Source organism: Pseudomonas sp. PAMC 26793 (genome assembly GCF_000313235.1).
Lineage (GTDB): Bacteria > Pseudomonadota > Gammaproteobacteria > Pseudomonadales > Pseudomonadaceae > Aquipseudomonas > Aquipseudomonas yamanorum.
In genome coordinates, this window is the sequence record NZ_AMXG01000023.1 from 180,195 (window position 1) to 198,802 (window position 18,608).

Here is an 18,608-nt window from a genome sequence, read left to right on the forward strand (position 1 = left end):
GCGAATTCAGCGCAACGCTGCGCGCAGGTGCCAGTCGGCAATTTCATCGGCCATCAACGGTGGCGCTATCTGCGGCCCCTGGATGAACTGGCAACCATTGGCCTTTAGCCACTCCGCTTGCTCCTGGGTCTCGACGCCCTCGGCAATCACCAGCAGGTCGAAGTACCGGCACAGTTCGATAATGCTCCGCGCCATTGCCGCGTCCCGGGATGAGCCTGGCAGGCGGGCCACCAGCTTCGGGTCGAGCTTGAGGGTGTCGAACTCCAGATCCCGCAGGTGCGCCAGCGAGCAGTTGCCCGCGCCGAAGTCATCGAGGGCGATCCGCACCCCTGCCCGGCGCAACAGCTTGAGCTGCTTGGTGGACTCGTCCAGGTTGTGCATTAGGCTTTCTTCGCTGATCTCCACCTCAAGCTGCCGGCCCTGCAGCCCATGTCGCTCCAGCACCTGCTGCAGCTGGCTGGCCAGGTTCGGCATGTTGAACTGGCTGCTGCTCAAGCTCACGCTCAGTACCAGCCCGTCGCTGAACACCGCCTTCCATTCCTGCCGCTGGGCGGCCACCTGCTGATAGATCCAGGAGCTCAGTTGGCTGATCAGCCGCGCCTCTTCCAGCAACGGCAAAAACAGGCCCGGCGGCACATCGCCGACACTCGGATGCTGCCAGCGCAATAGCGCTTCGACACCCCGCAAGTGACCGTCGTGCAGCGAGACCTGCGGCTGGTACACCAGGGTGAAATCCTTGCTGTCGATGGCGTTGCGCACGCTGTCTTCGAGCATCAGCCGCGAGCGAGCCCGGCCGTTCATTTCCTGGTCGTAATAGCGATATTGCTGACGCCCGGCGCGCTTGGCCTCGTACATGGCGACGTCCGCAGCCCGCAGCAGGCCGTTGAGGTCCGAGCCGCAGTCCGGGAAGGTGGCGATGCCGATACTGACGCCCAGCATCACATCCAAACCGTCGACCTGCTGACAGATCGACACCCGCTCGATCAATTTTTCCGCAATCTTGGCCGCCTGCTCCGGGAATTCCAGCTCCAGCAGCGCGGTGAATTCATCCCCGCCCATGCGGCCAAGAATGTCGTAGGAGCGCAGGCACGCCTTCAACTGCTCCGAAACCCAGCGCAGCACCCGGTCACCGGCGTCGTGCCCCAAGGAATCATTGACCCGCTTGAACCCGTCGAGGTCCAGGTACAGCAGCACCAGCGACTGTTCGCTACGCTCGCTGCGCAACAACACATTGTCCACCGCCTGGTGAAACCCGCGCCGGTTGAGCAAGCCGGTCAGCGGGTCGGTAACCGCCTGGAACTCCAGCTGCTGATGCAGATGGCGCACCTCGGACATGTCCAGCACCGTCACCACCATGGCTTTCTGCTCGGCCGGCAACGGCGCGCAGGACATCGCCACCGGCAGTTGCTGGCCGGGCGCGGTGCGCAAGATCGCGTCGTGCAGGCGCCAGGTTTCGCCGCGCTTGTAGCCTTCGTATAAGGCCGAGTCGGGCCAGCCAGGCACGTGGGGCTTTTGCAAAAAAGCGAGGAACTCGGCGCCCTGCAACTCGGCGACCGGCGCATTCAGCAGCCGCGAAATCGCCGGGTTGGCGTAGCTGATCACGCCGTCCTCGCCCACCACCAGGATGCCTTCGGCGGCGTTGTCGAGCACCGAAGCATTGAAGGCCCGGGCTGACTCCAGGTCATGAGTCAGGCGCTGCAAGGCCCGGCGGTTACGCTGGTGCTCCAGCAGGGCCTGGACCTTGGGCTTGAGGATATTGGGGTCGAAGGGTTTGAGCAGGTAATCGATCGCGCCGCTGGCATAGCCTTCCAGCACCGCCGCCGCGGATTGGGCGTGGGCGCTGAGAAAGATGATTGGGGTCATTTGCGTGCGCTGGCTGCCGCGCATCAGCCGGGCGACTTCAAAGCCATCCATGCCGGGCATCATCACATCCAGCAACACGAGGTCGACGTCATGCTCCAGCAGTAATCCCAGGGCTTCAATCCCGGACGCCGCCGTCACCACATACCAGTCTTCACGCTGCAATAGTGCACGCATGCTGATCAGGTTCTCGGGATAGTCATCGACCACCAAAAGCACTGAACAACCATCGCGAGGCTTGATTGGAGCGCATTCCATTGCTGCTTCTCTTTCGTCGGCGTCACTCCGGTCATTTTTGCGACAAAACCGGATGAACAATAAGGACTCACTCTATCCCTGGATCCCATAAAGCAGAAGCCACGACGGTGCCATCATCGCGCCAAAGTCCAGACAACCGACTAACGGTCAGTGTCTACAGCCCGCGGTTTACGGGAAACATGGCTTTTTGACATTTAGCTGACGCCAACAAACCGCCACAAAATCATTAACAATCCATTTCGAGCCACCTATAAAGAAAGTGCCGGCCCCCGAGCCAAGGCCTTCTCTCCCCGTTAAAGGCGTATTCAATGATTGATCTGTCCACCTGGAACCTGAGCATCCCCGTCGGCTCCCCGCCCTCCACCATCGACACCCCGAAACTGCTCAGCGGGTTCAACGACCAATACTTCCAGGCCGAAGGCAGCAGCGTGCAATTCTGGACGCCGGTCACCGGCACGCGTACCGAGAACGCCGTTTATCCTCGCAGCGAACTGCGGGAAACCTACGCCGACGGCCGCCTGCGCAACTGGCTGTACAGCGACGCCGACAACTACCTGCGCGCCACGTTGGCGGTCAACAAGGTGCCGTCGTCCGGCAAGGTGGTGATCGGTCAAATCCACGCCTACGAAAGCCAGAAGCCCCTGATCAAGGTCGAGTACCAATACAAGGAAAAAACCCAGACCGGCAACATCGTTGCCAAGGTGCGCATGCGCCCCGACGAGTCAGAAGGCCGGGTGATCATCGTCGCCGAAAACGTACCGCTGGACCGCGACTTCACCTACGTCATCCACCTGAACAAGGCCGGATTGTTGAGCGTCGACGCCGCCAATGGACAATGGAACGAACGCATCGGCGCTGCGTGGGGCAAACAACCGCTGTACTTCAAGGCCGGCGCCTACGTGCAGGACAACAGCGGCAACAGCAAGGAAGGCGCCCGGGTGACGTTTGCCAAGCTGGACATAGACCACGACTGAAGCTGATTCGCTTCAGCGACCGGTCCCACGACGCTTTAGGACAGAACCGCGACCCAGGGTCTCGACTTTCTTGTAGGACAATCCGAGTATGGCGCCGCGCACGCGCACTACCCCCTATAAGAAAGTCATGGAGACTGCCCAATGCCCTTTTCCCGCACCCTGCTCGCCCTCTCCCTGGGCATGGCACTGCTGCAAAACCCGGCCTTCGCCGCCCCGCCCCTCTCGATGGCCGACGGGGTGGCCCAGGTCAATATCCAGGACAGCAACGCCTGGGTCGAAATCAACAAAGTCGCCTTCGAAAACAATATCCGTACCCTGCAAACCAGCCTCGCTGACAAGTCGAAAATCTGCGCCGTGCTGAAGGCGGATGCCTACGGTCACGGCATCGGTTTGCTGATGCCTTCGGTGATCAAACTGGGGGTGCCCTGCGTCGGCATCGCCAGCAACGAAGAAGCCCGCGTGGTCCGTGAAAGCGGCTTCAAGGGCCAACTGATCCGCGTACGCACCGCCGCCCTGAGCGAGCTGGAAGCTGCGTTGCCGTATAACGTCGAAGAGCTGGTGGGCAATCTGGACTTCGCCGTGCGCGCCAGCCTGATCGCCGAAAACCACGGCCGCCCTCTGGTCGTGCACCTGGGCCTGAATTCCAGCGGCATGAGCCGCAACGGCGTGGAAATGACCACCGCCCAAGGCCGCCGCGACGCCGTAGCTATTACCAAGGTGCCGAACCTACAGGTGACGGCGATCATGACCCACTTCGCCGTTGAAGACGCCGCCGACGTGCGCACCGGCCTCAAAGCGTTCAACGAACAAGCCAACTGGCTGATCAGCGTCGCCGAGCTCGACCGCAGCAAAATCACCCTGCACGCCGCCAACTCTTTCGCCACCCTGGAAGTGCCCGAGTCGCGGCTGGACATGGTTCGTCCGGGCGGCCTGCTGTTTGGCGATACCGTGCCCTCGTTCACCGAATACAAGCGCGTGATGCAGTTCAAATCCCACGTGGCGTCGGTCAACAGCTATCCGAAGGGCAACACCGTGGGCTACGACCGCACCTACACCCTGGCGCGGAATTCGAAACTGGCGAACATCACCGTGGGTTATTCCGACGGCTATCGCCGGGCGTTTACCAACAAAGGCGTGGTGCTGATCAACGGCCATCGCGTGCCGGTGGTGGGCAAGGTGTCGATGAACACACTGATGGTGGATGTCACCGACGTACCGACCGTGAAGAGCGGCGATGAAGTGGTGTTGTTCGGCAAGCAGGGCGCGGTGGAGACCAGCCAGGCGGAGGTTGAAGACATCAACGGTGCGTTGCTGGCGGATCTGTATACGGTGTGGGGTAACTCGAATCCGAAGGTGCTGGTGGAGAACTAAGTCTCCTCACATCTCGTAGGCACTGTCCTATGGACCGAGGGATCATTCGGTGATTAACACAATCGCTTAAACACCACTTATCCCTGTGGGAGCCGGGCTTGCCCGCGATGGCGGTGTATCAGCCAACTTATTCTTCGACTGACACACCGCCATCGCGGGCAAGCCCAGCTCCCACAGGGGCTTTGTGTCCTACAGGGCCGTTGCGGCGAATCGGAGCGCCGCTTATAGTTCGCCCCGTCGCCGGCATTGAACGGCGATAGGGTTTCGCAGCCCTAACGATACGTGTGTAACCAAGCATCATGAATGCAACGACTAGCGCTTCTACGTCCGTCGTTTATTTTATGGTGGCTGTGTGTGGGAGACCTTCGGGTCTGCCGGGTTCCTCGTATCCTCGGTCTGCGAACCCGCACACAGCTACCACCCATTCGTTTCGCAGCGAACAGCGGTAGTCCTTTTTAGATACGAGGAATATTTGCCGTGAAGCCACAACTCTCACCCCGCCGTTTCACCCCTTGCACCGAAACAGCCACCGAATACCCCGTGCTATTGATCGACAGCGATGCACCACTCACGGACCTGCACGCCTGCCTGCGTGCACGCCTCAACGCCGCCCTCGAACACCTCAACCTGATGGCCTGCTCCAGCCTGCCGGACTTTGCCGAACGTGACCTGAACAACGTGGCCAACACCGTGCGCATCCTGGTGCAGGACGTAAGCGACGTATTCCGCGTCATTGAATACCGCGGCTTCGACACACCCACAGCCGCCTGATCAAATTTCAGCCACAAAAAAGCCCGCATCGCTGCGGGCTTTTCATTAACGCGTAAGGCTTAGTTGACCTTAGCGTTCAACTCACCTTTCAGGTAACGCTGGTACATCGCTTCCAGGGAGATCGGCTTGATCTTCGAAGCGTTGCCCGCAGTACCAAAGGCTTCATAACGCGCGATACATACGTCACGCATGGCTGTCACGGTAGCGCCGAAGAATTTACGTGGGTCAAATTCGCTCGGGTTGGTAGCCATCAGGCGACGCATTGCACCGGTAGAGGCCAGGCGCAGGTCGGTGTCGATGTTGACCTTACGTACACCGTACTTGATGCCTTCGACGATTTCTTCAACCGGCACGCCGTAGGTTTCTTTGATGTCGCCGCCGTACTGGTTGATGATCGCCAGCCACTCTTGCGGTACCGAGGAAGAACCGTGCATCACCAGGTGGGTGTTAGGGATGCGTTTGTGGATTTCCTTGATGCGGTCGATGGCCAACACGTCGCCGGTAGGTGGCTTGGTGAATTTGTAGGCGCCGTGGCTGGTGCCGATGGCGATCGCCAGGGCGTCAACTTGAGTCTTTTTCACGAAGTCAGCAGCTTCTTCCGGATCGGTCAGCATTTGGCTGTGATCCAGTACGCCTTCGGCGCCGATGCCGTCTTCTTCACCGGCCATGCCGGTTTCCAGGGAACCCAGGCAGCCCAGCTCGCCTTCAACCGAAACGCCGCAGGCGTGAGCCATGGCTACGGTTTGCTGGGTAACGCGTACGTTGTATTCGTAGTCGGTCGGGGTCTTGCCGTCTTCGCCCAGGGAACCGTCCATCATCACCGAGCTGAAGCCCAACTGGATGGAGCGCTGGCACACGTCAGGGCTGGTGCCGTGGTCCTGGTGCATGCACACCGGGATGTGCGGGAATTCTTCGATCGCGGCGAGGATCAGGTGACGCAGGAACGGGGCACCGGCGTATTTGCGTGCGCCGGCCGAAGCCTGGACGATCACTGGAGAGTCAGTCTTGTCAGCGGCTTCCATGATGGCGCGCATCTGCTCAAGGTTGTTGACGTTGAAGGCTGGAACGCCATAGCCGAATTCGGCTGCGTGGTCCAACATCTGGCGCATGCTGATAAGTGCCATTGTGAGTCTCTCTCCCGGTCGAGGGTCGTTAATCGTGCAAGCCTGCCGTAGCGGCGGCTGCTATTCAAGTTATTGAAAGTCAGGCTTTCAAAGCCTGGCCTGCTGAATCGTTATTGCTGTCGGAGTTACTGTGCTTTACAGCCGCGCCCGATCAAATCGTCGGTGGCAACCCAGTAAACCAGGCCTTCCTCACCTTTTGTGTGAAACGCCAACTGGCCGTCGCTGTACAGCACGCCCGAAGCCGCCACGTCCTGCTTGAGGCGATACACCTGGTCTGAGCCGCCGAGGCGTACATCCACCTGGGTGCGGGCTTGGTCGGCAAAACGCCAGTTGACTTGCGCCTGGCTGTCACACGTCCAGGTGGTCCACTTGTCTACCGGCTCTGCCTTCTTGTCGAACATGTTCAGGTTGGTGCATCCGGCCAATAACGCCAGTGCTGCCAGGGCGAAAACGCCTTTCATTGCCAATCCTCAAGCGGCGACCTGCGGCCACCGCTGCTGTCGGTTAGTGAATCAGACCCGTCAAGGGCAACCCTGTTCCTGACCGTTGGGCGCAGAGTCGTATTTCTCCAAGCCGTCCGGCCCGATGCGCTTGCTGATCACCGGCATGGTTTCGGCTTGCCAGTCAGCCTGGTAGCAACTCTTGCGCGGCTCAGCCCCGGGCTTTTCAGACTCGGGCGCCGCTTCAGGCGTGCTGCCGCAGCCAGCCAACACGCCCGCTGCTATCACCAGTGCCAACGACTTGATCATCGGAATGCTCCTTTTCCTCAGCAAGTGCTTCAGCCCTTCGCTCGGCTTTCCAGCACTTCGACAGCCGGCAGTACCTTGCCTTCGACGAATTCGAGGAATGCACCACCACCGGTAGAAATGTAGGAGATCTGGTCAGCAACGCCATATTTATCGATGGCTGCCAGGGTGTCGCCACCGCCGGCGATGGAGAATGCCGAGCTTTCAGCGATGGCATGGGCCAGCACTTTGGTGCCGTTGCCGAACTGGTCGAACTCGAACACGCCAACCGGACCGTTCCACAGGATGGTCTGGGACGACTTCAGCAGTTCAGCGAAGTTGGCTGCAGTTTGCGGGCCGATGTCCAGGATCATGTCGTCGGCGGCCACATCAGCGATCAGCTTGACGGTGGCTTCGGCGCTTTCAGCGAATTCCTTGGCCACGACTACGTCCACCGGCAGCGGCACGCTGACCTTGGCCGCGATGGCGCGGGCGGTGTCCAGCAGGTCCGGCTCGTACAACGATTTGCCCACCGGGTGACCGGCAGCGGCCAGGAAGGTGTTGGCAATGCCGCCGCCGACGATCAACTGGTTGCAGATCTGGCTCAGGCTGTTCAGTACGTCGAGCTTGGTGGAGACCTTGGAGCCGGCAACGATGGCGGCCATCGGTTGGGCTGGAGCACCCAGCGCCTTGCCCAATGCGTCCAGCTCAGCCGCCAGCAACGGGCCAGCTGCAGCAACTTTGGCAAACTTGGCCACGCCGTGGGTCGAACCCTCGGCACGGTGAGCAGTACCGAAAGCATCCATCACGAACACGTCGCACAGGGCAGCGTATTGCTGGGCCAGTTCGTCGCTGTTCTTTTTCTCGCCCTTGTTGAAGCGCACGTTTTCGAACAGCACGATGTCGCCGGCCTTCACGTCTACACCGTTCAGGTAGTCGGTAACCAGCGGCACCTCACGGCCCAAGGCCTTGCTCAGGTACTCGGCTACAGGCTTGAGGCTGTTTTCTGCCGAGACCTCACCTTCGGTCGGGCGACCCAGGTGGGAGCAGACCATGACGGCCGCGCCTTTTTCCAGGGCCAGCTTGATGGTCGGCAGCGAAGCCAGGATTCGCGCATCGCTGGTGACAACACCGTCCTTGACTGGGACGTTGAGGTCTTCGCGGATCAGTACGCGCTTACCTTGCAGATCGAGGTCGGTCATCTTCAACACGGTCATGGGTGGCAATTCCTGAGAGCTAAAGTTGTGGAGAGGCTGTTTGCAGATAGTGTTCTGCAACGTCCAGCATACGGTTGGCAAAACCCCATTCGTTGTCGAACCACGCCAGGATGTTCACCAGCCGTGGGCCGGAAACGCGGGTCTGGCTGGCATCGACGATGGCCGAATGCGGGTCATGGTTGAAATCACAGCTGGCGTGGGGCAACTCGGTGTAGGCCAACAGGCCTTTGAGCGGGCCGCTGGTGGCGGCGTCGCGCAGGATCCGGTTGACCTCGCCGGCGTCGGTGTCGCTGACGGTTTGCAGGGTGATGTCCAGGCAGGACACGTTCACCGTCGGTACCCGTACGGCTTTGGCCTGGATTCGCCCGGCAAGTTCCGGCAACAGTCGCTCGATACCACGCGCCAGCCCGGTGGACACCGGAATCACTGACTGAAACGCCGAACGCGTGCGGCGCAGGTCTTCATGGTGGTAGGCATCGATCACCGGCTGATCGTTCATCGCCGAGTGAATGGTGGTGATCGACACGTATTCCAGGCCGATCGCCTGGTCCAGCAGGCGCAACAGCGGCACGCCGCAGTTGGTGGTGCAGGAGGCGTTGGACACCAGCAATTCAGCGCCGGTCAGGCAATCCTGGTTCACGCCGTAGACGATGGTGGCGTCGACATCCGCCTCGCTGGCCATCGGCTGGGAGAACAGGACCCGCGGCGCGCCGGCGTCGAGAAACCGCTGGCCATCGGCACGGGTGTGGTAGGCACCGGAGCATTCCAGCACCAGGTCGACGCCCAGCGCCGCCCAGTCGATGCCCTCGGGGGTGGCACTGCGCAGGACCTTCACGCAATTGCCATTGATATGCAGACAGTCGTCTTCGACGCGCACTTCGCCGGGGAACCGGCCGTGGGTGGAGTCAAAGCGTGTCAGGTATTCGATGCTGGCCATGTCAGCCAGGTCGTTGATCGCGACAATTTCAAACCCGGCCGCCGCCCCTCGCTCGAACAGAGCACGCAAGACGCAACGACCAATCCGGCCGTAGCCGTTGAGTGCAACTTTGTAGGGACGCGGTTGAGGCATGGGGTTCTCGATTACCTTGGGTAATGGGGCGAATGTGCCGCCGCCTTCGCGAGCAAGCCCGCTCCCACATTTAGACCGCGATCTAATGTGGGAGCGGGCTTGCTCGCGAAGAGGCCAGTACAGCCACCCAATCTACAGGCTTAGTCTTCCAGCAGCTCTTCAGCCTGACCCAGGATGTTTTCCAGGGTGAAGCCGAACTCTTCGAACAACGCTGGCGCCGGCGCCGACTCACCGTAGGTGGTCATGCCGATCACGCGGCCTTCCAGGCCCACGTACTTGTACCAGTAGTCGGCGTGAGCCGCTTCGATGGCGATACGCGCACTGACCTGCAACGGCAGGACGGCTTGCTTGTAGCCAGCATCCTGGGCTTCGAAGACGCTGGTGCACGGCATGGAAACCACACGCACGTTGCGACCGGCAGCGGTCAGCTTGTCGTATGCCTGAACCGCCAGGCCCACTTCGGAACCGGTGGAGATCAGGATCAGTTCCGGCTCGCCGATGCAGTCTTTCAGCACATAGCCACCACGGCTGATGCCTTCGATCTGCGCCGCGTCGCGGGTTTGGTGCTGCAGGTTCTGACGGGAGAAGATCAGCGCCGAAGGGCCGTCTTTACGCTCGATCGCGTGCTTCCAGGCCACAGCCGATTCGACGGCGTCCGATGGACGCCAGGTGTCGAGGTTAGGCGTGGTGCGCAGGCTGGTCAGTTGCTCGACCGGCTGGTGCGTCGGGCCGTCTTCGCCCAGGCCGATGGAGTCGTGGGTGTAGACGAAGATCACACGCTTCTTCATCAACGACGCCATGCGTACGGCGTTGCGGGCGTATTCCATGAACATCAGGAAGGTCGCGCCGTAAGGCACCAGGCCGCCGTGCAGGGCGACGCCGTTCATGATGGCGCTCATGCCGAACTCACGCACGCCGTAGTACATGTAGTTGCCGCTGGCGTCTTCTGCCGAAACACCTTTGCAACCTTTCCACAGGGTCAGGTTGGAACCGGCCAGGTCAGCCGAACCGCCAAGGAACTCAGGCAGCAACGGGCCGAATGCGTTCAGGGTGTTCTGGCTGGCTTTACGGCTGGCGATGGTTTCGCCCTTGGCGGCCACTTCGGCGATGTAGGCCGAGGCTTTTTCCGAGAAGTCGGCAGGCAGGTCACCAGCGAGGCGGCGAACCAGCTCGTTGGCCAACTCAGGGAATTCGGCGGAGTAGGCCGCGAAACGCTGGTCCCACTCGGCTTCGACAGCCAGGCCGGCTTCCTTGGCGTCCCACTCGGCGTAGATGTCAGCCGGGATTTCGAACGGGCCGTGGTTCCACTTCAGCGCAGCGCGGGTCAGGGCGATTTCCGCGTCACCCAGTGGGGCGCCGTGGCAGTCTTCTTTACCTTGCTTGTTCGGCGAACCGAAGCCAATGGTGGTCTTGCAGCAGATCAGGGTCGGCTGCTCGCTCTTGCGGGCCGTCTCGATCGCAATCTTGATTTCTTCCGGATCATGACCGTCGACATTGCGGATCACCTGCCAGTTGTAGGCTTCGAAACGCTTTGGCGTGTCGTCGGTGAACCAGCCTTCGACTTCGCCGTCGATGGAGATGCCGTTGTCATCGTAGAAGGCAATCAGCTTGCCCAGGCCCAGGGTACCGGCCAGGGAAGCGACTTCGTGGGAAATGCCTTCCATCATGCAGCCATCACCCAGGAACACGTAGGTGTGGTGGTCGACAATATTGTGGTTCGGGCGGTTGAACTGCGCACCCAGCACTTTTTCAGCCAGGGCAAAACCCACGGCGTTGGCCAGGCCCTGGCCCAGTGGACCGGTGGTGGTCTCGACACCCGGGGTGTAGCCGTATTCCGGGTGGCCCGGGGTGCGGCTGTGGATCTGGCGGAAGTTTTTCAGGTCGTCGATGGTGACGTCGTAGCCGGTCAGGTGCAGCAACGAGTAGATCAGCATCGAACCGTGGCCGTTGGACAGGATGAACCGGTCACGGTCGGCGAACGACGGGTTGCTCGGGTTGTGTTTCAGGTAGTCACGCCAAAGTACCTCGGCGATATCCGCCATGCCCATCGGGGCACCGGGATGGCCGCTGTTGGCTTTTTGCACGGCATCCATGCTGAGGGCACGAATGGCGTTGGCACGCTCACGACGGCTGGGCATCGCTGATCTCCTGGAGAGTGAATAAAAGAAACGGAAAAAAGGATCGGCATTTTCCCTCAGCCACGGCCCTCGGGGCAATGACAGATAGTCACTTGAGGGTGTTTTTCCTGCGGATTGGCTGGAGAAACGGTTTACCGCTTCGTCTATGGGTTATAGCGGCTGCTTATAACCACCGATTATCGACCAATATCAAAACTTTTTGATATTGCCCTTGCGGGGTTTTCCCACCGTCACTAGACTGCTGGCCTTATGAACCTAAGCGCATCTTCCATTCGCCCCGACGACAGCGACGAGCTGGCAGCCCTGTGCAAGGCCGGCGGTGATCCGTTGCGCCTGAATGTACTGCGCGCGCTGACCAACGATTCGTTCGGGGTGTTGGAGCTGGCGCAGATCTTCGCCATCGGCCAGTCCGGCATGAGCCATCACTTGAAGGTACTGGCCCAGGCCGACCTGGTGGCAACCCGCCGTGAAGGCAATGCGATTTTTTACCGTCGTGCCCTGCCCCATACCGAACAGTTGGGCGGCAAGCTGCACGCGGCGCTGCTGGAAGAAATAGACAGCCTGGCCCTGCCGGCCGAGGTGCAGTCGCGCATCAGCCAAGTACACGGGCAACGCGCTGCCGCCAGCCAGGACTTTTTCTCACGGGTAGCCGAGAAGTTTCGCGCCCAGCAGGATCTGATCGCCGGCCTGGCGCAATACCGCGAAAGCGTGCTGGCACTTTTGGACAAGCTGAGCTTCAGTAATGAAGCCACGGCAGTTGAAGTGGGCCCCGGTGACGGCGGCTTTCTGCCGGAGCTGGCGCGGCGTTTTCATCAGGTCACGGCGCTGGACAACAGCCCGGCGATGCTGGAGCTGGCCCGCCAACTGTGTGAGCGCGAGGCTCTGGGCAATGTCCACCTGCAGTTGGCGGACGCCCTGAATGACACCAGCCTGCGGGCCGATTGCGTGGTGCTGAACATGGTCCTGCACCATTTCGCCGCCCCGGCAGAAGCCCTCAAGCAGATGGCGAATTTGCTGCAACCAGGCGGCAGCCTGTTGGTCACGGATTTATGCAGCCACAACCAGAGCTGGGCCAGGGAGGCCTGCGGTGATCTCTGGCTGGGTTTTGAACAGGACGATCTGGCCCGTTGGGCCACCGCTGCGGGACTCGTTCCCGGGGAAAGCCTCTATGTAGGTTTACGTAATGGTTTCCAGATTCAGGTCCGCCATTTTCAGCGGCCGGCTGGCGACACTCACCATCGGTAAATATCAGGAAAACATCGAGATGAGCGAATACTCCCTTTTCACCTCAGAGTCCGTGTCTGAAGGGCATCCGGACAAAATCGCCGACCAGATCTCTGACGCGGTGCTGGACGCCATCATTGCTGAAGACAAGTTCGCCCGAGTGGCGTGCGAGACTCTGGTGAAAACGGGCGTGGCGATCATCGCCGGCGAAGTCACCACCTCTGCCTGGGTAGACCTGGAGCAGATCGTTCGTGACGTGATCATCGACATTGGCTACAACAGCTCCGACGTCGGCTTCGACGGCGCGACCTGCGGCGTGATGAACATCATTGGCAAGCAGTCCCCGGACATCAACCAGGGTGTCGACCGTGCCAAGCCTGAAGATCAGGGCGCCGGCGACCAGGGCCTGATGTTCGGCTACGCCAGCAACGAAACCGACGTGCTGATGCCAGCACCGATCACTTTCTCCCATCAGTTGGTGAAGCGCCAGGCCGAAGCCCGTAAATCGGGTGCGTTGCCATGGCTGCGCCCGGACGCCAAGTCCCAGGTGACCTGCCGTTATGAAGGCGGCAAAGTCGTCGCCATCGACGCTGTCGTACTGTCGACCCAGCACAACCCGGACGTGTCCTACAGCGACCTGCGCGAAGGCGTCATGGAGCTGATCGTCAAGCACGTACTGCCTGCCGAACTGCTGACCAAGGACACCCAGTTCCACATCAACCCGACTGGCCAGTTCATCATCGGTGGCCCGGTGGGCGACTGCGGCCTGACCGGTCGCAAGATCATCGTCGACAGCTACGGCGGCATGGCCCGTCACGGCGGCGGCGCGTTCTCCGGCAAAGATCCATCCAAGGTTGACCGTTCCGCCGCCTACGCCGGTCGTTATGTAGCCAAGAACATCGTGGCTGCCGGCCTGGCCGAGCGTTGCGAGATCCAGGTGTCCTACGCCATCGGTGTGGCCCAGCCTACGTCGATCTCGCTGAACACCTTCGGTACCGGCAAGATCAGCGACGACAAGATCGTCAAGCTGGTGCGTGAAATCTTCGACCTGCGCCCTTACGCAATCACCACCATGCTCGACCTGCTGCACCCGATGTACCAGGACACCGCGGCCTACGGCCACTTCGGTCGCACCCCAGAGCAGAAGACTGTTGGCAACGACACCTTCACCACGTTCACCTGGGAAAAGACCGACCGCGCCAACGACCTGCGGACCGCCGCCGGCCTGTAATCGCCTTACGGTGTACACAAAGCCCTGCCGGGTTATCCCGGCGGGGCTTTTTATTGCCGGATGATTTGCGGGCAATGCTCATTTTTTTGGATCCAATACTTGCAGGCTAAATGATGGCCCACTAGAATCCGCGCCCTCCCGGGCCTTCACCTCTTATTGGATATTGCACTGCGCCTGCCCGGGGTCGATAAGCGCGCAGGCAATCGTACATTGAGGTTTTCCATGCGCATTTCCACACTCGCCCCTGCCGCCCTTCTGCTCAGCCTGTTTGCCCTGCCGGCGCACGCCGACTTGAGCGCACTCAGCGGCCTGACTTCCCAGTTGGGCGTGTCTTCCGGCGATTGCGAAAAACAGGGCAAAGACCTGCAAGCCAAGGTCGACGCAGCCAAAGCCAATGGCGAAGAATTGAAAGTGAAGGCCATGCAGGCCGCCCTGGATCAAGTAAACAAAGGTTGCAAAAAAGTCGGCGAGTCCCAGGCCAAGCTCGATGCCAGCCAGCAAAAGCAGCAGGCCAAGGCGGACAGCAACGACACCGTGAAAGCCCTGGGTGGTCTGTTCAAGTAAACCGAAACATCGGGTAAAAAGCCTCGCGGTTGCGGGGCTTTTTTATGCCCGCAGGGATGACTTAGGCTGGGCGCCCTTTCAGAGCAAGGATGCTCATGATGACGTTGCCTATGCGCTTACTGTTCCTCTTTTTACTCAGCGTCTCGTCGCTTATTGCGTGGGCGCAGGAGTGTCCCGACTGGGAGGCCGATCACGCCCAGGCTCAGATCGCCACCCTGGCGCAGCAAGTCCACCTCTGGGATGACAGCTATCACCGACTCGGCCAGTCATTGATCAGCGATGAACTCTATGACCAGGCCCGCCAGCGCCTTGCCCAATGGCGCAGTTGTTTCGCCCCCTCCGCGCCGGCCAAGGACAATCCGCTGGCCAGCGCGCGAGGCACCATCGCTCACCCGACGCCACACACCGGCCTGGAAAAACTGCTGGACGACAATGCCGTTCAAACCTGGCTGAGCTCTCGCCAGGACGTGTGGATTCAGCCCAAGGTCGATGGCGTCGCCGTCACCCTGGTTTACCGCAAAGGCCGACTGAGCCGGGTCATCAGTCGTGGCGATGGCCGGCTGGGGCAGGATTGGTCAGCCTCCGCCCGCAGGATTCCCGGGATCGTCCAGCAACTGCCCGACCCCGTAGACTTGTTGTTGCAAGGCGAACTCTATTGGCGACTGAATGACCACGTTCAGGCCGCCAAAGGTGGCCTCGGCGCCCGCAGCAAAGTGGCTGGGCTGATGAACCGCCGTCAGTTGAGCGAAGCCGAAGCCGCCGGAATCGGCCTGTTTGTATGGGCCTGGCCCCACGGTCCCGAGGATTTTCCCAAACGACTGAGCCAGCTTGCGCAATGGGGCTTCACCGACAGCAGGCGCTACAGCCACCCGATCAAGGACTTTACCGAAGCGGCGCACTGGCGCAGCTACTGGCACAGCCACCCACTGCCCTTTGCCAGCGACGGCGTGGTGTTGCATCAAAGCCAGCGGGCGCCGGCCGAGCGCTGGCGGGTCAGTTCGCCCTATTGGGCGGTTGCCTGGAAATACCCGGTCGTCAAGGCACTGGCCCATGTGCGCAAGGTGCATTTCAAGATTGGTCGCACCGGGCGCATTACCTCCATCCTGGAGTTGGAGCCAGTACTGCTGGATGACCGGAAAATCAGCCGGGTCAGCGTTGGCTCCCTGAAACGCTGGCGGGAACTGGATGTTCGCCCGGGCGATCAGGTGTCCATCAGCCTTGCTGGCCAGGTCATTCCGCGTCTTGACCACGTCATCCTGCGCAGCCATCCACGGGTCGAGTTGCAGATCCCCCAGGCCAGTCATTTCCACCCTTTGAGTTGCTGGCAACTGGCCCCAGGCTGCGAGGAACAACTGCTTGCGCGCCTGACCTGGCTGAGCGGCGCCCAGGGACTGGCCCTGCCACATGTCGGTCGCGAAACCTGGAACACCTTGATCCAGGCCGGTCTGATCGGTGGCCTGCTCGATTGGTTAACCCTGGATGAGGCAGAGCTTGCTAACATTGACGGCTTCGGCGAACGCAGCAGTGCGCGTTTACTCGACAGCTTGCGCAGCGCCCGGCAGCGACCGTTCGCGCAATGGCTGATGGCCCTGGGAGTACCGCCCACGGCCCGTAACAATCTACAAGGCGGCTGGCAAACCCTGGCCGCCAAAGACACTCAAGCCTGGCTGGCCGAAGACGGCATAGGCCCGGGCCGCGCGGCGCAACTGAGCGCTTTTTTTCGCGACCCGCAGGTGCTGGCCTTGGGTGAAACATTACGGGCTGCCGGGATAGATGGTTTTTGACCGCTGCCCGACAGCCTTAACCGGTGCCGGCAGAATTCATCCTGCCCACCTGATCGCGACCTTGTTTCCCTTGGAGCCTTTATGAAATTCCTTGCACCTTTTGCCCTGCTGACCGTCGCCACGTTCATGGCCACACCACTTTTGGCGGCCGAGGAAACCCCGCCACTCACCGGCTGCGCCGCCAAGCGCCAGACCATCAGCACCCAAATCGAACAAGCCAAGGCCCACGGCAACAGCGAGCAGCAAGCCGGCCTGGAAAAAGCCTTGAGTGAAGTCACTGCCAACTGCACCGACGCCTCCTTGAAAAAGGAGCGCGAAAACAAGGTGCTCGACGCCAAGCACGAAGTCAGCCGCCGTCAGGCTGACCTCGACAAGGCGATGAAAAAAGGTGATTCCGACAAGATCAACAAGCGCAAGGACAAGCTGGCCCAGTCTCGCAAGGACTTGCAGGAAGCCCTGGACGAACTGGACAAGTAAGACGCCTCAATGATCGCGAAACTGTTTATGGCACGCGGTGCAGGCATCCTCGACTTTCTGCACGGCCGGACCAAGATTGCTGGCCTTGTAAGGCTGGACCTGGCTGGCGATCACCAATTCACCGGTGGCCGCTTCAAGGTTGCGGGCCATCTCCTGGAAGCGTGCCTGTTGCTGCCATACGTCGTCCTTGGCGCTGGTGTGGTCTTCTTCACGCACGCTCGGGAAGTGTTTCCACGGCTCATGGGACAACGCATCAAGCTTGACCGCGCCTTCGGCAAATTTGGCGCCGTCGAACGGAATGCGCCCGCGCAGCATGCCGCCCAGGTCTTCGCCAGTCTTGAGCATCTGCTTGAAAATGGCCTTGCGCTGGCCAAGGGGCGAATTCGGATCAACCCCGCCGCAGGCGGACAGTGTCAGGCAGGCCAGCAATACAATGGTCAGTCGTTTAAAAGTCATGATGGCTCAAGGTCACGGGAAACGGCGGCCAGTATCCTCGCCCCGCCCGCAAACACCAATACCCCCATTAATAATAAGGGTTGCTCGAGTACCAACCAGCGCGGGCAATCGCTTCAGGAATTGATTGTATGAGTATCCGCTTTAAACCCTGGAGCCGCCGCCTGGCGTGGGCTCTGCCAATGATCGCGTTGCTGGCCGGTTGCGACACCGGCAAGGACGAAAAAGCCAAGCCCCACGCCATCGCCACCTACGTCGGCGCTACCTGGGAAAACCTGCCAGCCGTGTCTGACAGCGACCTGCAAGCCGGTTTTGAATCCTGGCGCAGTGCCTGTCAACGACTCAAGGCTGACCCGGTGTGGGGCACGACGTGCGCGGCATCGGCCACTGTGCCGTCGACGGCAGTGGCGATTCGCGATTTCCTCAAGGCCAACCTCGATGTCTACGGCCTGCGCTCGGCCGACAACAGCCCCAACGGCCTGATCACCGGCTACTACGAACCGGTTTACCCCGGCAGCCTGACCGAAACCGCCACCGCCCATGTGCCGGTGTTCGGCGTGCCGGATGACCTGATCATCGTCAATCTGGAAAGCATCTACCCGGAGCTCAAAGGCAAACGCCTGCGCGGCCGCCTGGAAGGTCGGGTACTCAAACCCTATGACGACGCTGCCGCCATCAACCAGCAAGGCTCCACCGCCAAGCCCATCGCCTGGCTGACCAACCCGATGGACCTGCAATTCCTGCAGATTCAGGGTTCGGGCCGCATCCAACTGGCCGATGGCCGCCAATTGCGTGTCGGTTACGGCGACCAGAATGGCTACCCGTACCGCCCCATCGGCCGCTGGCTGGTGGAGCAAGGCGAGCTGAAAAAAGAAGACGTGACCATGGGCGCCATCGCGGCCTGGGCCAAGGCGCATCCGCAGCGCATTCCTGAATTGCTGGCAAGCAACCCCAGCTACGTATTCTTCAGTGCACGCCCCGACAGCAACGAAGGCCCCCGTGGTTCGCTGAACGTGCCACTGACGGCGGGTTATAGCGTCGCGGTGGACCGCAAGGTAATTCCCCTGGGCAGCTTGTTGTGGCTATCGACTACGCGACCGGATGGCGCGCCGATTGCGCGCCCCGTGGCCGCACAGGATACCGGTGGTGCAATTACCGGCGAAGTGCGGGCCGACCTGTTCTGGGGGACCGGCGAGGCTGCCGGCGAGTTGGCGGGCAACATGAAACAGCAGGGCCAGATCTGGATGCTGTGGCCGAAAGGCGCAGCGCTGCCGAAAGTGCCCGATGCGCCGACAGGCACCTGAAGAACACCACGGTCTATGTAGGAGCGGGCTTGTGTGGGAGCGGGCTTGCTCGCGAATGCGGTGT

At 60.9% G+C, this 18,608-nt stretch carries 17 protein-coding genes; 9 read left to right on the forward strand and 8 right to left on the reverse strand.

Annotated elements, in window-relative coordinates:
* Positions 1-6: 6 nt before the first annotated feature.
* Positions 7-2,118 (reverse strand): bifunctional diguanylate cyclase/phosphodiesterase, encoded by a 2,112-nt coding sequence (locus D109_RS0108150; protein ID WP_017476460.1) that lies wholly within the window; start codon positions 2,116-2,118, stop codon positions 7-9.
* Positions 2,119-2,426: 308 nt separating this feature from the next.
* On the opposite strand from D109_RS0108150, the gene D109_RS0108155 reads away from it, so the two are divergent.
* The 3 genes from D109_RS0108155 to D109_RS0108165 all read left to right on the forward strand — a co-directional run bounded on the left by D109_RS0108155 (position 2,427) and on the right by D109_RS0108165 (position 5,234).
* On the forward strand, positions 2,427-3,092 hold the full coding sequence (locus D109_RS0108155; RefSeq protein ID WP_017476461.1) for a polysaccharide lyase family 7 protein: 666 nt from the start codon (positions 2,427-2,429) through the stop codon (positions 3,090-3,092).
* Between the two features lie 141 nt (positions 3,093-3,233).
* On the forward strand, positions 3,234-4,463 hold the full coding sequence (alr, locus tag D109_RS0108160) for an alanine racemase (RefSeq protein WP_017476462.1): 1,230 nt from the start codon (positions 3,234-3,236) through the stop codon (positions 4,461-4,463).
* Positions 4,464-4,940: 477 nt separating this feature from the next.
* Positions 4,941-5,234: a hypothetical protein gene (locus tag D109_RS0108165; protein WP_017476463.1), complete on the forward strand. Its 294-nt coding sequence runs from the start codon at positions 4,941-4,943 to the stop codon at positions 5,232-5,234.
* Positions 5,235-5,293: 59 nt separating this feature from the next.
* On the opposite strand, the gene fba is transcribed toward D109_RS0108165, so the two are convergent.
* The 6 genes from fba to tkt form a co-directional block, all read right to left on the reverse strand.
* A complete protein-coding gene (fba, locus tag D109_RS0108170) occupies positions 5,294-6,358 on the reverse strand; it encodes a class II fructose-bisphosphate aldolase (protein WP_003177554.1) in 1,065 nt (354 codons plus the stop codon).
* A 125-nt stretch (positions 6,359-6,483) separates the two neighbouring features.
* A complete protein-coding gene (locus D109_RS0108175) occupies positions 6,484-6,819 on the reverse strand; it encodes an MliC family protein (RefSeq protein ID WP_017476464.1) in 336 nt (111 codons plus the stop codon).
* Positions 6,820-6,879: 60 nt separating this feature from the next.
* Entirely contained in the window at positions 6,880-7,107 is a 228-nt protein-coding gene (locus tag D109_RS0108180; protein ID WP_017476465.1) for a hypothetical protein, read from the reverse strand.
* Positions 7,108-7,136: 29 nt separating this feature from the next.
* Positions 7,137-8,300, reverse strand: a complete 1,164-nt coding sequence (locus D109_RS0108185) for a phosphoglycerate kinase (RefSeq protein ID WP_017476466.1) — start codon at positions 8,298-8,300, stop codon at positions 7,137-7,139.
* A 19-nt stretch (positions 8,301-8,319) separates the two neighbouring features.
* Positions 8,320-9,369, reverse strand: a complete 1,050-nt coding sequence (gene epd / locus D109_RS0108190; protein WP_017476467.1) for an erythrose-4-phosphate dehydrogenase — start codon at positions 9,367-9,369, stop codon at positions 8,320-8,322.
* A 140-nt stretch (positions 9,370-9,509) separates the two neighbouring features.
* Positions 9,510-11,507, reverse strand: a complete 1,998-nt coding sequence (gene tkt / locus D109_RS0108195; protein ID WP_017476468.1) for a transketolase — start codon at positions 11,505-11,507, stop codon at positions 9,510-9,512.
* A gap of 249 nt (positions 11,508-11,756) precedes the next feature.
* Here tkt and D109_RS0108200 point away from each other — a divergent pair, with 249 nt between their 5' ends.
* The 5 genes from D109_RS0108200 to D109_RS0108220 all read left to right on the forward strand — a co-directional run bounded on the left by D109_RS0108200 (position 11,757) and on the right by D109_RS0108220 (position 16,787).
* Positions 11,757-12,752: a metalloregulator ArsR/SmtB family transcription factor gene (locus D109_RS0108200; RefSeq protein ID WP_017476469.1), complete on the forward strand. Its 996-nt coding sequence runs from the start codon at positions 11,757-11,759 to the stop codon at positions 12,750-12,752.
* Positions 12,753-12,771: 19 nt separating this feature from the next.
* On the forward strand, positions 12,772-13,962 hold the full coding sequence (gene metK / locus D109_RS0108205) for a methionine adenosyltransferase (RefSeq protein WP_017476470.1): 1,191 nt from the start codon (positions 12,772-12,774) through the stop codon (positions 13,960-13,962).
* A 222-nt stretch (positions 13,963-14,184) separates the two neighbouring features.
* A complete protein-coding gene (locus D109_RS0108210; protein ID WP_017476471.1) occupies positions 14,185-14,526 on the forward strand; it encodes a hypothetical protein in 342 nt (113 codons plus the stop codon).
* A 98-nt stretch (positions 14,527-14,624) separates the two neighbouring features.
* Positions 14,625-16,310 carry an NAD-dependent DNA ligase LigB gene (ligB, locus tag D109_RS0108215; RefSeq protein WP_017476472.1) on the forward strand — a complete coding sequence of 562 codons (1,686 nt, stop codon included), beginning with the start codon at positions 14,625-14,627 and terminating at the stop codon, positions 16,308-16,310.
* 81 nt (positions 16,311-16,391) lie between these two features.
* Positions 16,392-16,787, forward strand: a complete 396-nt coding sequence (locus D109_RS0108220; RefSeq protein ID WP_017476473.1) for a DUF1090 domain-containing protein — start codon at positions 16,392-16,394, stop codon at positions 16,785-16,787.
* 6 nt (positions 16,788-16,793) lie between these two features.
* On the opposite strand, the gene D109_RS0108225 is transcribed toward D109_RS0108220, so the two are convergent.
* Complete coding sequence (locus tag D109_RS0108225) at positions 16,794-17,243, reverse strand: cytochrome c (RefSeq protein WP_017476474.1); 450 nt, start codon at positions 17,241-17,243, stop codon at positions 16,794-16,796.
* Between the two features lie 128 nt (positions 17,244-17,371).
* Between D109_RS0108225 and D109_RS0108230 the strand changes: the two genes are divergently transcribed.
* The gene (locus D109_RS0108230; RefSeq protein ID WP_017476475.1) at positions 17,372-18,544 is read left to right on the forward strand and encodes a murein transglycosylase A; all 1,173 of its coding nucleotides are present in this window, start codon (positions 17,372-17,374) and stop codon (positions 18,542-18,544) included.
* The last annotated feature ends 64 nt before the right edge of the window (positions 18,545-18,608 follow it).

Bases quoted from the DNA above. Each gene is read 5' to 3' on its own strand.
- D109_RS0108185 (WP_017476466.1), bottom strand. From the start codon at position 8,300: ATGACCGTGTTGAAGATGACCGACCTCGATCTGCAAGGTAAGCGCGTA.
- D109_RS0108180 (WP_017476465.1), bottom strand. From the start codon at position 7,107: ATGATCAAGTCGTTGGCACTGGTGATAGCAGCGGGCGTGTTGGCTGGC.
- fba (WP_003177554.1), bottom strand. From the start codon at position 6,358: ATGGCACTTATCAGCATGCGCCAGATGTTGGACCACGCAGCCGAATTC.
- alr (WP_017476462.1), top strand. From the start codon at position 3,234: ATGCCCTTTTCCCGCACCCTGCTCGCCCTCTCCCTGGGCATGGCACTG.
- D109_RS0108230 (WP_017476475.1), top strand. From the start codon at position 17,372: ATGAGTATCCGCTTTAAACCCTGGAGCCGCCGCCTGGCGTGGGCTCTG.
- D109_RS0108200 (WP_017476469.1), top strand. From the start codon at position 11,757: ATGAACCTAAGCGCATCTTCCATTCGCCCCGACGACAGCGACGAGCTG.
- D109_RS0108225 (WP_017476474.1), bottom strand. From the start codon at position 17,243: ATGACTTTTAAACGACTGACCATTGTATTGCTGGCCTGCCTGACACTG.
- D109_RS0108150 (WP_017476460.1), bottom strand. From the start codon at position 2,118: ATGGAATGCGCTCCAATCAAGCCTCGCGATGGTTGTTCAGTGCTTTTG.
- ligB (WP_017476472.1), top strand. From the start codon at position 14,625: ATGACGTTGCCTATGCGCTTACTGTTCCTCTTTTTACTCAGCGTCTCG.
- D109_RS0108155 (WP_017476461.1), top strand. From the start codon at position 2,427: ATGATTGATCTGTCCACCTGGAACCTGAGCATCCCCGTCGGCTCCCCG.
- metK (WP_017476470.1), top strand. From the start codon at position 12,772: ATGAGCGAATACTCCCTTTTCACCTCAGAGTCCGTGTCTGAAGGGCAT.
- epd (WP_017476467.1), bottom strand. From the start codon at position 9,369: ATGCCTCAACCGCGTCCCTACAAAGTTGCACTCAACGGCTACGGCCGG.
- D109_RS0108175 (WP_017476464.1), bottom strand. From the start codon at position 6,819: ATGAAAGGCGTTTTCGCCCTGGCAGCACTGGCGTTATTGGCCGGATGC.
- tkt (WP_017476468.1), bottom strand. From the start codon at position 11,507: ATGCCCAGCCGTCGTGAGCGTGCCAACGCCATTCGTGCCCTCAGCATG.
- D109_RS0108210 (WP_017476471.1), top strand. From the start codon at position 14,185: ATGCGCATTTCCACACTCGCCCCTGCCGCCCTTCTGCTCAGCCTGTTT.
- D109_RS0108220 (WP_017476473.1), top strand. From the start codon at position 16,392: ATGAAATTCCTTGCACCTTTTGCCCTGCTGACCGTCGCCACGTTCATG.